Origin of the sequence: Dasania sp. GY-MA-18, from assembly GCF_024734385.1 — a bacterium.
Lineage (GTDB): Bacteria > Pseudomonadota > Gammaproteobacteria > Pseudomonadales > Dasaniaceae > Dasania > Dasania phycosphaerae.
The window spans coordinates 353,059-366,600 of sequence record NZ_JANHAP010000001.1 but is presented as its reverse complement, the minus strand read 5'-3'; the positions used below and the strand labels follow the sequence as shown (position 1 = coordinate 366,600).

General features: G+C 52.4%; 8 protein-coding genes. 5 read left to right on the top strand and 3 right to left on the bottom strand.

Translation table 11 applies throughout. From position 1 onward, the window contains the following. Nucleotides 1-6: 6 nt before the first annotated feature. The 3 genes from NO559_RS01610 to NO559_RS01600 all read right to left on the bottom strand — a co-directional run bounded on the left by NO559_RS01610 (nucleotide 7) and on the right by NO559_RS01600 (nucleotide 1,247). Nucleotides 7-402, bottom strand: coding sequence for a hypothetical protein (locus NO559_RS01610; protein ID WP_258330024.1), 396 nt, complete (start codon nucleotides 400-402; stop codon nucleotides 7-9). A gap of 98 nt (nucleotides 403-500) precedes the next feature. Further along, nucleotides 501-977: a DnaJ domain-containing protein gene (locus NO559_RS01605; RefSeq protein ID WP_258330023.1), complete on the bottom strand. Its 477-nt coding sequence runs from the start codon at nucleotides 975-977 to the stop codon at nucleotides 501-503. Between the two features lie 72 nt (nucleotides 978-1,049). Continuing rightward, nucleotides 1,050-1,247, bottom strand: a complete 198-nt coding sequence (locus NO559_RS01600) for a hypothetical protein (RefSeq protein WP_258330022.1) — start codon at nucleotides 1,245-1,247, stop codon at nucleotides 1,050-1,052. Between the two features lie 111 nt (nucleotides 1,248-1,358). Between NO559_RS01600 and msrA the strand changes: the two genes are divergently transcribed. From msrA to NO559_RS01575, 5 genes are all read left to right on the top strand, one after another. Continuing rightward, a complete protein-coding gene (gene msrA / locus NO559_RS01595) occupies nucleotides 1,359-1,913 on the top strand; it encodes a peptide-methionine (S)-S-oxide reductase MsrA (RefSeq protein WP_258330021.1) in 555 nt (184 codons plus the stop codon). 120 nt (nucleotides 1,914-2,033) lie between these two features. Then, a complete protein-coding gene (locus NO559_RS01590) occupies nucleotides 2,034-3,779 on the top strand; it encodes an HlyD family efflux transporter periplasmic adaptor subunit (RefSeq protein WP_258330020.1) in 1,746 nt (581 codons plus the stop codon). Next, a complete protein-coding gene (locus NO559_RS01585) occupies nucleotides 3,776-5,926 on the top strand; it encodes an efflux RND transporter periplasmic adaptor subunit (RefSeq protein WP_258330019.1) in 2,151 nt (716 codons plus the stop codon). The genes NO559_RS01590 and NO559_RS01585 overlap by 4 nt, the downstream gene beginning before the upstream one ends. Nucleotides 5,927-6,028: 102 nt before the next feature. Next, nucleotides 6,029-6,922, top strand: a complete 894-nt coding sequence (locus NO559_RS01580; RefSeq protein WP_258330018.1) for an efflux RND transporter periplasmic adaptor subunit — start codon at nucleotides 6,029-6,031, stop codon at nucleotides 6,920-6,922. A gap of 79 nt (nucleotides 6,923-7,001) precedes the next feature. Further along, nucleotides 7,002-13,457 carry a DUF4347 domain-containing protein gene (locus NO559_RS01575; RefSeq protein WP_258330017.1) on the top strand — a complete coding sequence of 2,152 codons (6,456 nt, stop codon included), beginning with the start codon at nucleotides 7,002-7,004 and terminating at the stop codon, nucleotides 13,455-13,457. The last annotated feature ends 85 nt before the right edge of the window (nucleotides 13,458-13,542 follow it).

Sequence of the window (13,542 nt, the reverse complement as noted above, 5' to 3'; positions counted from 1 at the left end):
CTTGTTCTAACCTTCAGCCTTGCGCAGTCTTGCCGCCATTAGCGATAGTCGCTCGGAGGCGGTGAGCTCTTTGGGTTCTTCGTTGGCGGCGGGCTGGTCTTGCTCTGCAGCTGCTGTTGTTTCACCGTCTTGATCTTCTGTTAACAATTCGGCTTGTGGGCTAGGTTCTGCCACTAAAGGCACGGTGACTTCGACTATGGGCAGGCCCTTTTCGTTGAGCTCTACTAATAAGGTGGAGGCACGCACCTTGATGTCCTTGGCGCTGAGTTCAAATACCATATTAATGGCTTCGTCTTTATGGGGGCTGCGAAACAGTTGCTTGGGCTCGCGGCCGTCCAGCCACTCTTTGTGTTTGCTGGCGAAATAACCGTCTTGGTTGGTCACTACATAAACTTCACTCATGCGGGGCTCTCACTACTATTTCATCACTGTGTTGCGCAGTTAATCTGCGGGTGGTTAAGCGGGCTATTTTAACGTGATTTAGCAGGGCTAACCATGCTCTAGCCTAGGTGTTTTAGCAGCACTTCTTTGGCTTGATTGATTTGTGCGGCCAGGTAGTCGTTGCCGCCACGGTCGGGGTGCATTTTTTGTATGAGCTTGCGGTGGGCGGCAATCACTGCCTCTTGGTCGGCGCCGGGCTGCAAGCCCAGCACTTGGTAGGCCTCGTCGACACTGACATTAACCTGTGCCTGAGGTTTTTGCTGCTGTTGCTGTTCGCTGTTTTTTGCTTGCAAAAAGGGCAGGTAGCGCAACGCATAGGGCAGGGCGGCTCTAAACAGTGGCACACAGGCCGCTATCAGACCGCCTATCCAGTGTATGCGGCCGGTTAGTGCCAGCAATAATACCACCGCCGCGGTTATGCCCACCGCTAGTTTTATATAGAGTTTTTTGCGTTGGGCAGGCGGAGTGTTTTTAACTTGCTTTAGGGCTATCACCACCGCCAAAACGATGGCGACAATGAGGATGATTCGTATCATGCGGCGCTTAACCTTATTTTTTCTTAAGTAAGCGCTGGATTCTATAGCTTATGGCTGGGGCTGCCTAGTGTATTAATGCAGCGAGCCCGCGCCTTGTTGTAATTGATCTAGCTCTTGTTCATAGTGACGGCGCAGGCGCAGAGTCACTTTTAATTGCCGCTTATCCTTAGGGCTGAGTTGTGGTTCATTGTTTAGCAGCTCCCATAATTTGCGGCTGCTTAAGTTGTTTACATCTAAAATGTCGTCTTTGTTTTTATCTATAGCTCTCATAGTATCGCTCTCACTCTCCTTATTTATCCTTTCGTGAGTCATAATGCCTATAGTAGATGTCAGTTTGATGACAAAAGTTCCCTGTGGCAAAGCTGTGATGAGGAGGGTGTTATGTCTATACATACCGTATTAGGAAGCAATATTCGGCCGCCGTTTCCCGAGCACTGCGAGCAAGTGTTATTAGCCATGGGCTGTTTTTGGGGGGCGGAACGTAAATGCTGGCAATTGCCGGGGGTGTATACCACTGCCGTAGGTTATGCTGGCGGTACTACTGAAAACCCTAGCTATCAAGAAGTGTGCAGCGGCCTAAGCGGCCATGCCGAAGTGGTGTTAGTGGTGTATGATCCGCGGCAGCTGAGTTTTGATAACCTGTTGAAATGTTTTTGGGAAGGCCATAACCCCACCCAAGGCATGCGCCAGGGTAACGATATAGGCTCACAGTATCGCTCGGGCATTTATGTAAATAATGCCAGCTTATTGGCCCAGGCCGAGGCTTCAAAACAGCGCTACCAGCAGCAGCTCAACAAACAGGGGTTGCCGGCTATTACCACCGAGGTTTTACTGATGCCCAGCTTTTATTATGCTGAGGACTATCACCAGCAATACCTGGATAAAAACCCCGACGGTTATTGCGGCTTGGGTGGCGTGGGGGTGGAATACTGTTGAGTTACAAGTTACAAGCGTTAAGAAAAAGATGATGCTTGTGGTTGCATGTATGAGTCAATAAACGAAATAACAAATAAATAATGGGGCATGCAGTGCTCTCTTAGGAATAACCGTTAATCAATGAATTATCTTGCTTGGTTAGATTTACAGTGTCGCATGTTACCCAAGGTGCAGCGTGCCATTTTGGCGGTGACGACTGAGCCCAGCCAGGAATTGAGTATCGTGGCCAGTTGGCCGCCGCAGAGCAGCGCCACAGAGCAGCTGTTAAGCACGGCCACCTTGGCCGCCAGTAGGCAGGCCCCCGTTGTCAATGTGATGGATCAAGGCGGTGAGGCTAGCGTGATGGTGTTAGCCAAACCTTTGGCCTGCACTCCTCCAGCCGTGGTCGTCGTGGAGCTACCGGCCCAGCACCAGCAGCAGCAATTGTTATTGCAATTGCTGGCCTGGGGCGAGTCCTGGCTGCAGCTATTGGCGCAGCAAACGCCGGCGGCGCAAGCGCAAACAGATACCGTCGCAGAGCTGTCAGAGCAGGATTACAGTGTCTTGTCGGCGGCCTGTGGCGCGCCACAATTACAGGATTCGGTAGAGGCCGCTGCCACTAGTCTGGCGCAGCTGTTTGGCTGTGAGCGCGTGGCCATAGGTTTGCAGCAAGGGGATGATGTGTTGTTACAGGGCTTGTCCCATAACACGCCCTTTGATGTTAAAACCAATATGGCCAGAGCCCTAGAAGAGCTGATGGCCGAAAGCCTGGAGCATGATCAGGCGATACAGGCGCCGCTGGCTACCGGCCAAACCTACCCCATGCATCAGCACTATGCCCAGCTGCATAACACTCATGTTTGCAGCATTCCTATGCAGCTGCAGGAGCAGCGCTTTGGGGTGTTATTGCTGCAGTGTAAAGCGACCGTATTCAGTGCTGCTGAGCTACAGCGCTTAGCGGCCTTGGCGAGTTTCTTGGGCGCATTATTTCAGGCTAAAAGGCAAGGTGAGCGCTCGCTAATCGCCCGTGCTGGCGACGCTATGCGCGGTACTTGGGGGGCGGCGGTGAGCAGTTATGAGGGGCGAGGGCGCTACCTGGTTGCAGCGGCTATCGTAGCGTTAGCGGTCTTGTTATTAGGGTCTGGCAATTATCGGGTAGCAGCGCCGGCAAAATTAGAGGGCTTGATACAGCGCGCAGTGGTGGCCCCCATTGATGGCTATGTTGCCAAGGCCCACGCTAGGGCGGGCGAAACTGTGAGCCTGGGTCAGATTATCGCCGAGCTGGATGACAATGAGTTAAAGCTGGAATATCGCCGCCTGCAAAATCAGCACGATGAGTATCAGCAGCAATACCGTAAAGAACTGGCCGATCGCAACCTGGCGCAATCACAAATCGTCCAGGCGCAAATGGCGCAAGCCGCCGCAGAGCTGCGCCTGTTGGAGCAGCAACTAAAGCGCACCCAGCTAAGCGTACCCTTCGATGGAGTGATTATTGAAGGTGACCTGAGTCGCTCCTTAGGGGCACCTGTAAGCAAGGGGCAGGTGTTATTTGAGATTGCCCCTCTCAATGAATACCGCTTGGTGTTGCAGGTGGATGAGCGCGATGTTCCCCATGTGCAAAGCGGCCAGCGGGGGCGTTTATATCTCAACGCCTACCCCGATAATGCCATAGCGTTTGAAGTGAAAGATGTGGCTACGGTTTATCAGCTTGATGGCGCGTTAATCAGCTATCGCACCGAGGCCCGGCTATTAGCCAATGACCTGTTTTTGCGCCCTGGCATGCAAGGCCTGGCCAAGATAGAGGTGGGCAAGCGCCGCTATAGCTGGATGCTGACCCACCGTTTATGGGATTGGCTAAGCTTGAAGTTATGGGCTTGGTTACCATGACCGAGCCCGTCGCGCATCCGCCCGATTTGCCCCCCGAGAGTTGGGCCCAGCTCGCCGCCTTAAAACCACAATTGCGGCCACATTTGCAGTTTTATTTGCACCATTATCGAGGCCAGGCCTGGTATGTGTTAGCCGATGAATTATCGGGTAACTACTTTCGCTTGCCTGCCCCAGCCTATCAACTATTAAGCTTGTTGGACGGTAGCCGCTCGGTAGCGCAAGCCTACCAGCAGCTAGCGCAATTGCAGCGGCCACCCAGCCAATACGAGGTGGCGGTGTTGCTGGGTAAATTGCATAGTGCCCAGTTGCTGCAGGGCGATGTGCCCGCCACGGCGACCGAGGCCGCCCAGCAGCAGGCCAAATCGGATGTTTGGCGGCGCCTGCGTCAGCCCTTGGTACAGCGCTTTGCCTTATTAGATCCCGACCGTTTTCTGGCGCGCGGCCTGCCTTGGGTGCAGCCGCTGTTTAGTTCGCTGGGCTTTATGCTGTGGCTGGTGGTGGTGTTCTGGGCCCTATTGCAAGCGGGCCAGCACAGTGCGGATATTGCGCAGCACTGGTCTATGCGTTTTAGCGACCCTCTAAATTTGATGTTGTTAGCCCTGGCCTACCCCTTTATTAAAGCCTTGCACGAGCTGGCCCATGGCTTTGCGACTAAGGTCTGGGGGGGAGAAGTGCATGAAATGGGTATTATGCTGGTGGTATTTATGCCACTGCCCTATGTAGATGCCACGGCCAGTAATGGTTTTTACAGCAAGCGTCGCCGCATTCTGGTAGCTAGTGCCGGTATCATGATGGAGTTGTGGTTGGCCGGGCTGGCTTTTTTGCTGTGGTCACAGCTGGGCGCGGGTTGGTTAAAGGATCTTTGCTTTAATATTGCGCTGATAGGCAGTGTCTCCACCTTGATGTTTAACGGCAATCCGCTGCTGCGCTTTGATGGCTATTACATATTGATGGATATGCTGGAGATTCCCAACCTGGGTAGCCGCGCCAATCAATACTTGGGTTATTTGTGTAAGCGTTACTTGTATGGCTTTAGGGATGCCACCTCGCCGGTAAGGGCTGAGGGTGAGCGCGGCTGGTTGCTGGCTTATGGCTTGGCCGCGGGTATTTATCGGCTGTTTATTAGCTTGGTGATAGCCCTGTATGTAGCCAGCGAGTTTTTCTTTATAGGGGTGATCTTGGCGTTGTGGGCATTGATCAGCCAGTGGCTGCTGCCCATAGTCAAAATAGCCCGCTCACTGTGGCAGCAGGCTCAACAAGCCCAGCTGCAGCGGCGCCTATATGCCGTGAGTGGTGGCTTGGGGCTGGTGCTGGTATTGCTGCTATTTGTGATGCCAGTCAGCGATAGCAGTTATGCCCAGGGCGTGGTTAGCCTGCCGGAGCAGGCCATAGTACGGGCGGGAGCCGATGGTTTTGTTGAGCAGGTACACCTAGCCGATGGCAGTCAGGTAGAGGCCGGGCAGCTATTGTTTACGCTGTCTAATCCCAGCTTGCGCCAGCGCCAGCAGCTGTTACTGGCGCAACGTGATGAGCTGGCGGCCCGTTATCAGCAAGCCTTGGTGCGCGACCCCTCTGAGGCGCAAAAGTACGCAGCTGATCTGCGTTTCAATCAACAGGCGGTTGCGGATATACAGCAGCAATTAGCTTCTTTGCAGGCTAGTAGCCGGGTAAGCGGTAGCCTAGCTATTGTGGTTGCCAGTGATTTACCCGGCCGCTATGTGCAGCAGGGCGATGCCTTGGCCTATGTTATTGATAAGAGTACGGTTTCTGCCCGGGTAGTGGTACGGCAAAGCGATGTCGATAAGGTCAGGCGTCACACCCAGGCGGTAGAAGTAAAAATACACAATCAGCCTCAGCAAACCTGGCCGGCGGCCATACTGCGGGAAGTGCCGCAGGCTTCTATGCGTTTGCCTAGTCGCTCCTTAGGTACCCAAGGCGGCGGCGATATCGTGGTGGATGCCAGAGATAAAGAGGGCCTAGCCGCTATAGATGGCCTGTTTCAATTTGAAATCAGCCTGCCAGCTGCTGCCCCTGAAAGGGCCTTGCCCCACCGTGTTAGCGTGCGCTTTATTCACCACAGCGCGCCATTGGCTCTACAGGGTTTAGCGGCTTTGCGGCAGTTTATGTTGAGCCACTTCAAAATTTAGCCAAGCTCTTGAAAATTAGACGTTTTTTTTAAGCTATGACTTTCAAAGCTGGGTATAGCTGTTATGCTTTAGGGATTGTTTTGCTTAAATGAGAGTCCCTACGTGTATTGCAGCCAAAAATTAATAATAAAAAGTGCCTTAAACCGCCCAGTGATTGCCTCCTTGATGTTAGCGATCAGCTCGCCATTGGCGTGGTCGCAACAGTCGCAGCCAGAGCTGCCGCCCTTAGACTGTGTGATTAGCCCCTACCAAACAGTAGATCTCGCCAGTTCGGTGCCGGGGGTGCTGAATAAAATCTACGTAGAAAAAAGTGATTTTATTGCCAAGGGCAAAATCGCCGCTACCCTAGATGCTGGTGTGGAGCAGGCCTCGGTGGTCTTGGCCCAGGCCCGCGCCGACATAGAGTCGGAGGTGGAGGTCAGCAAGGTGAATCACGCCTTCGATCAACGCCGCAAAGAGCGCATAGACGCCTTGTACGAGAAGAAAAGCGTGTCCTTTGATACTAAAGATCAGGCCGAGCGCGAATTTAACTTATCGGCCTGGCGTTTGCAGCAGGCCTTGGATTTAAAGCATATACGCCAATTAGAACTGCGCCGCGCGCAAGAGCAACTCAAGCAAAAAATTATACGCACGCCTATAGATGGCTACGTGCTGCAAGTGTTTAAAGAATCTGGCGAGTATGTAGAAGATCAACCCATTATGCGTATCGCCCAGTTAGACCCGCTGTATGTAGAGGCCATAGTGCCCATTGAATTCTACGGCCGTATCAGTGCTGGCATGACTGCGCAGGTATACCCCGAAACCAATGTGCAGCAGCAAAGAGAGGCGGTGGTCACCATAGTCGATAAGGTGGGTGATGCTGCCAGTGGTACTTTTGCTGTGCGCCTGAATCTGCCCAACCCTGATTACCAGCTGCCTGCCGGTTTAAAATGCTCCATGAAATTTACCCCGGCAGCGGCTACCAGCGTGTCGTCGGCCACCACAATGGCGCCGTAGCCTGCGTGTACTACGTATATTAGCCAAGGCTTAAATAGGGTATTACTGATGCATAACAGGGTCGCTAGGAGTGCAAGGCATGAAGCCTCTTGATATGATTTTTCGTCGCCGTTTTGCCGAAAAGCCACCGGCGAGTTTGCACTCGGCTATGTATAGCATAGAGTCACTAGAGCCGCGGTTACTGATGTCTGCCGACCCTTTGGGTGCCGCCGACCCCAGCGGTTTGCTCAACCCCTTAGACGATAAACTAGCCCTGGGCGACCAAGCCGCCGCCGAGCAATTATTACAAACCCTGGCCGCTAGCTACCTTGATAAACCAGTATTAGCGGCCACCACTCCCGAGCCTATTAGCCTAAGCAGCCTAAGCCAGTTATACCCCCAAGATAAGCTGCATGGCCCGCAACAAAGCACCTTTTATAGTAGCGATGAGCAAGAGTCTGGCAATACTGCATTGATTGATGAGCTGGCTGTGTTGCTACCTACGGCCGACGAGGCTATTCGGCAAGAGCTAATTTTTGTTGATACCAGCCTAGAAGATTACCAAAGCTTATTAGCCGCCATCCCCAGTAATGACCAGCAAACCCACTACAGCGTTATTGAGTGGCAGCCCGGTGAAGATGCCCTAGCTAAAATCACCAGCACCTTAGCGGCCTTGGGCGAGGTGGATGCCATACATATTATTAGCCATGGTAATGAGAATGGCTTTGCCTTGGGGGATCAGTGGCTTAGTAGTGACAAGCTCAATGAATATCAGGCCTCGCTAAACCAGTGGCGGCAGTTTTTAGATAGCGAAGCCGATTTATTAATCTACGGCTGTGAATTGGCTGCCGGTGAAGCGGGCCGCGACTTATTAACCGGCCTGGCCGCTATCACCGGCGCCGATGTTGCCGCCAGTGACGATTTAACCGGTGCCAGCGAGCAAGGCGGTGACTGGGATTTGGAATACAGCCTAGGCACCGTACAAACCAGCATCGCTTTTAACGATAGCTGGGTGCAAAACTGGCAGGGGGTATTAGCTGAACCCACCGCCGTGGATGACGCGGTGCAAACCATTATCGATACCCCAGTTAAGATCGATGTGGTGGCCAACGATACCGATCCAGAGTCTGACCCTATTGTCTTACTCGATTACACCAACCCCACTAATGGCAGCGTCACCCTCAATGGCGATAACACCCTCACCTATACTCCCGGTGCCTCTTATAGCGGTGGCGATAGTTTTGACTACCTAGTCTACGATGGCAACGAGGATGAGACCTCGCACTACTGGCGTTTAGACGGCGATGCCGTGGATGCGGTCGGTGGTGATGATGGCACCGTCGTCGGCACTACCACGGTGGCGGGCCATTACGGTGATGCGCTCAGTTTTGATGGCGTGGATGATTATGTGGTATTACCCGACGTCAACTATCCCACCGGCAATTTTACTATTTCTTTTCGTTTTCAAATTCAGTCCGGTGGCTTGGTAGGTAGTGGTGTACAGTATTTATACAATCACGGCAATTTTGGCTCCCTTGGTTCTATTAATATAGCCATAAGGGAGGATACCCACGCTTCTGCTTATAACAATCACTTGGTGACCAACATCAAGGATAATCTTGACGTGCTTGATTCCTCCTCCCTTTATGTTGATATCAGCAGTCTCAATTTGGATGACGGTGCCTGGCATAGTTATACCTTGGTGTCGACTAACGGTAGCGGTACTGAAGTATTCATCGATGGCGTATCACAAGCGACTAGTGGCAATGGTGCCGGTCCGATGAGCATAGCGTCTGATATTTATCTCGGTGCTAGCAATGAAGGCGCCAACAACTTTTATGGCGGCGCTTTAGACAGTGTGCGTATTTATAATGATTCGCTAAACAGCACACAAGTCAGTGATTTGCACAGTGGCGGTAGCCAGCAAGCTACCGTCAATGTGACGGTTAGCCCCAACCTGCTATGGCTGTCTACCAGCAACGATGTGAGCTCGCCCGGTGCCAATGGCCTAGCATCCTGGACAGACTCCGCAGTGCTGGGTTTCGACCCCGACGCTGCCGGTTTTGAACCCACTACTAGCGGTAGCTTTAATGCGGTTTTTGACCTTGCCGACCATACAGCCAACAATAATGTCGATGCCATCCACTACGTCACCACCGATATAGACGTAGGCAGCGGTACCCCTATTAGCCTATTGGCAGGGGATGTGTTGCTATCGATAGCCAGCGCCGAAACCCTGACCAACTCTGACCTGAGCACTACCGATGTCGATAAAGAGGATGTGTTTATCTTTCGCCCCGATACGGTCGGTGATTACAGCTCCGGTACCTTTATAAAGCTATTTACTAACAACACGGGTACTGATATTACCGCGCTGACTTTAGTGGAAGAGACCACTACAGTAGGTGACACCACGCTGCAGCAGGGCACCTTCTTAATTGTCGAAAATGATAACAGCATTCTTGTGCTCACCCCGGGCGATTTAACGGCTGCCCCGGCCAATGTGGGCACCGAAGTTTTAGTTGATGGCAGCGATACGCCCAACTTAAGCGATGCAATTTTTAGCAATAATATTACCGGCCTGGAGCTGATAGAAAATGACTATACCGTGGCTGGGACTACACTGACGGCCGGTACCTTACTAGTCACTACTGACGGTGATAATAGCGTGTATCTCAGCAACACCCAAGCGGGTACTCGTCATGATATTTATGCGTTGAATCTTACGCAAACCACTAAAGGGCTTGCTGGCATCACCGATGGAACCGTGAGCTTATTTTTTGATGGCTCCAAGGTAGGCCTAAACCACGGCGATGAAAATATAGATAGCTTCAGTTTTATTCAATCACAAGGCGCTAGTAATGTGTTGCCCACGGGCAATGTGGTTATTGACGGTACTGTTAGGGAAGATGAAACCTTAACGGCCAATACTAGCGGCCTGTCAGATGCCAATGGTCTTGGTTCTGGTGGTTATAGTTATCAGTGGCAGCGCGATGGTGCCAGTATCGTAGGGGCCACCAGCAGTACCTATACGCTAGGTGATGATGACGTAGACAAGGCCATCAGTGTCGTGGTGAGTTACACCGACGGTGCCGGCAATGCCGAGGTGGTTATCAGTTCTGAAACGGCGGCGGTAGAAAATGTTAACGACGAACCTACTCTAAGCGCCACCGCGACTAACCCCACATTTACCGAGGGCGGGGCGGCGGTTAATGTTTTTAGCGGGGCTGTAGCCGATGCGATAGATAACGGTGATAGCTTTACTGCAATGACCTTAACCGTTACCAATGTTAACGATGGCAGTGATGAAAAACTTAACCTTGACGGCACAGCTATTAGCTTAACCGATCCTAATACCGGTACCACTGCCACTAATGGTTTGGATTATAGTGTGTCAGTAACCGGCACCACCGCCACCATCACCCTAAGTAACGGCAGCTTAGATGCGGCTGCTACCCAAACCTTAATCAATAATATTAGTTACCAAAACGATAGCGATGAGCCAGATACCAGTAGCCGTGTGGTCAGCATTACCAGCCTGCAAGACGACGGCGGTACCGCCAATGGTGGTGACGATACTCTAGCGCCCAATTTAGCGTCCACGGTTACCGTGCTAGCCGTTAACGATGAACCGACGTTAACGGCCACGGCCAGTAACCCCACCTTTACCGAAGGAGGCGCGGCTCAGGGGCTGTTTAGTGCTGCCAGTGTCGATACCATAGAAAGTAGCCAAACGATTGCAGCAATCACCCTAACCGTTAGCAATGTTAACGATGGCAGTGATGAAAAGCTCAGTATCGACGGCACCGTCATCAGCTTAACCCATGGTAATAGCGGCACCACCGCCCCCCCCAATAGCTTGAGCTATAGCGTGTCAGTGACCGGTACTACGGCCACTATTACTTTAAGCGGCGGCAGCCTCAGCAGCGCCGCCACTCAAACCTTAGTGAATGGTATTAGCTATCAAAACGACAGCGACGAGCCCGACACCAGCAACCGCGTTGTCACTATCACCGAGCTAAAAGACAATGGTGGCGTGGCCAATGGTGGCGATAATACTTCGGCCCCCAATATCGCTTCTACTGTGACCGTGGTTAGCGTTAATGACGAGCCCACCCTCACGGTTACCGCCAGCAACCCCACCTTTACTGAAGATGGAGCGGCGCAAAGTCTATTCAGCAGTGCCAGCGCTAGTACTATAGAAAGCACCCAGACTTTTAGCGCTATGACGCTTACTGTCACGAATGTTAATAATGGCAGTGATGAAAAGCTTAACCTCGATGGCAGCACTATTAGCTTAACCAACGGTAATAGCGGCACTACCGCAAGCAGTCTGAGCTATATCGTGACGGTGTCAGGCACTACTGCCACTATCACCTTAAGTGGCGGCAGCTTAGATGCGGGCGCTATAGAAACGTTAATTGATGGCATTAGTTATCAAAACGACAGCGATGATCCCACTACCAGTAATCGGGTAGTCACCATCACCAGCTTACAAGACAATGGCGGTACTGCCGATGGTGGTGATGATACGGCGGCACTTAACCTTAGCTCCACCGTCACTATGGTGGCGGTGAATGATGAGCCCACCCTAAGCGTGACGGCCAGTAACCCTACCTTTACCGAAGGTGGGGCAGCGGTAAGCCTATATAGCGGCGCTAATGCCAGCACCATAGAGACAGGGCAAAGCTTTAGTGAGCTCACGCTTACTGTGACTAATGTTAATGACGGTGTTGCGGAAATACTTAACTTAGATGGCAGCGCCATTTTACTGGTTAACAACCCGCTGGGTGTGACCCTTACCAATGGCCTCACTTACAGTGTTAGCGTGGTGGGTAGCACCGCTACCATCAGCCTAAGCGGCGGCAGTTTAAGCGCCACAGAGTTGGAAGCCTTGGTAGACGGCATTAGCTACCGCAATCTCAGCACTGACCCCAATACCAGTGATAGGGTAGTGACCATCACCAGCCTTAAAGATAATGGCGGCACCGCCAACAGCGGTGACGATACGGCAGCGCTCACCCTGAGCAGCACCGTGACTATGCAGGGCGTGAATAACGAGCCTGGTCTCTCTGCCACGGCTACTGACCCTACCTTTACTGAAGGGGGCGCGGCCGTAAACCTCTATAGCGGCGCCAGCGCTTCAGACTTAGAGTTAGGGCAGGCCGTGACCGACCTAACCCTCACCGTAACCAATGTTAACGATGCTAGCGCTGAAGTCATTAACATAGATGGCACTGCAATTACGCTGACTAACGGCAATGCCGGCACCACGGCCGGTAATACCCTGCTCTATAGTGTCAGTGTGGTAGGCAGTACCGCCACAGTGAGTTTGGTAGGTGGCACTATGACGGGGGCGCAGTTAGAAACGCTAGTTAACAATATGAGCTATCAAAACAATAGCGATGACCCCGACACCAGCAACCGCGTTGTCACCCTGACCGGCCTCAAGGACAACGGCGGTACCGCCAATGGCGGTGACGATACCGCAGTCCTGGGCATAGCCAGCACCGTTACCGTAGTCGGGGTTAACGATGAGCCTACCTTAACGGCCACCGCCAGTAATCCTACCTTTACCGAAGGGGGCGCGGCACAAACCCTGTTTAGCGGCAGCACAGCAGACACCATAGAAACGGGCCAAGCCTTCAGCGAACTTACCCTAACAGTAAGCAATGTTAATAACGGCAGCGCCGAGGTACTCACTATAGACGGCACCGCCATAGCGCTCATTAACAGCAGCGGCACTACCGCGACTAATGGCTTGAGTTATAACGTATCGATAAGTGGCACTACCGCCACCATTACCCTTAGCGGTGGTAGCCTAAGTGCAACAAACACTGAAACCTTAGTGGACGGTATTAGCTACCAAAATACCAGCAACGACCCCACTGCTGGCAATAGAGTTGTCACCCTTACCAGCCTGCAAGACAACGGTGGTACCGCTAATGGTGGCGATGACACTGCGGCCTTAAGCATAGCCAGCACGGTGGCGGTAGTTGCCGTTAACGACGAGCCTACGTTTACCGCGACTGGCAGCAACCCTACTTTTACCGAAGGTGGCGCGGCACAGAACTTATTTAGCGGTACCTCAGTAGACGTTATAGAATCTGGGCAGGTGCTGGGCGAACTCACCCTAACAATAAGCAATGTTAATAATGGCAGCGCCGAAATACTCAATATAGACGGCACCGCCATAGCGCTCATTAACAGCAGCGGCACTACCGCTAGCAATAGTTTGAGTTATAGCGTGTCAGTAAGCGGTACTACCGCTACCGTCACCCTTAGCGGCGGTAGCTTAAGTGCAGCCGCCACCGAAACCTTAGTGGACAGCATTAGCTACCAAAATAACAGCAATGACCCCAATACCAGCAATCGCGTCGTCACTATTACTAGCTTTAAAGACAATGGTGGTACCGCTAATGGCGGTGACGATAGCATAGCCTTGAGCATAGCCAGCACGGTGACGGTAGTCACAGTTAACGACGAGCCTACCTTAACGGCCACCGCCAGCAATCCTACCTTTACCGAAGGGGGGGGCGGCACAAACCCTGTTTAGCGGCAGCGCAGCAGACACCATAGAGCCTAGCCAAACCTTCAGCGAACTTACCCTAACAGTAAGCAATGTTAATAACGGCAGCGCC

Bases quoted from the DNA above. Each gene is read 5' to 3' on its own strand.
- msrA (WP_258330021.1), top strand. From the start codon at position 1,359: ATGTCTATACATACCGTATTAGGAAGCAATATTCGGCCGCCGTTTCCC.
- NO559_RS01590 (WP_258330020.1), top strand. From the start codon at position 2,034: ATGAATTATCTTGCTTGGTTAGATTTACAGTGTCGCATGTTACCCAAG.
- NO559_RS01575 (WP_258330017.1), top strand. From the start codon at position 7,002: ATGAAGCCTCTTGATATGATTTTTCGTCGCCGTTTTGCCGAAAAGCCA.
- NO559_RS01610 (WP_258330024.1), bottom strand. From the start codon at position 402: ATGAGTGAAGTTTATGTAGTGACCAACCAAGACGGTTATTTCGCCAGC.
- NO559_RS01600 (WP_258330022.1), bottom strand. From the start codon at position 1,247: ATGAGAGCTATAGATAAAAACAAAGACGACATTTTAGATGTAAACAAC.
- NO559_RS01605 (WP_258330023.1), bottom strand. From the start codon at position 977: ATGATACGAATCATCCTCATTGTCGCCATCGTTTTGGCGGTGGTGATA.
- NO559_RS01585 (WP_258330019.1), top strand. From the start codon at position 3,776: ATGACCGAGCCCGTCGCGCATCCGCCCGATTTGCCCCCCGAGAGTTGG.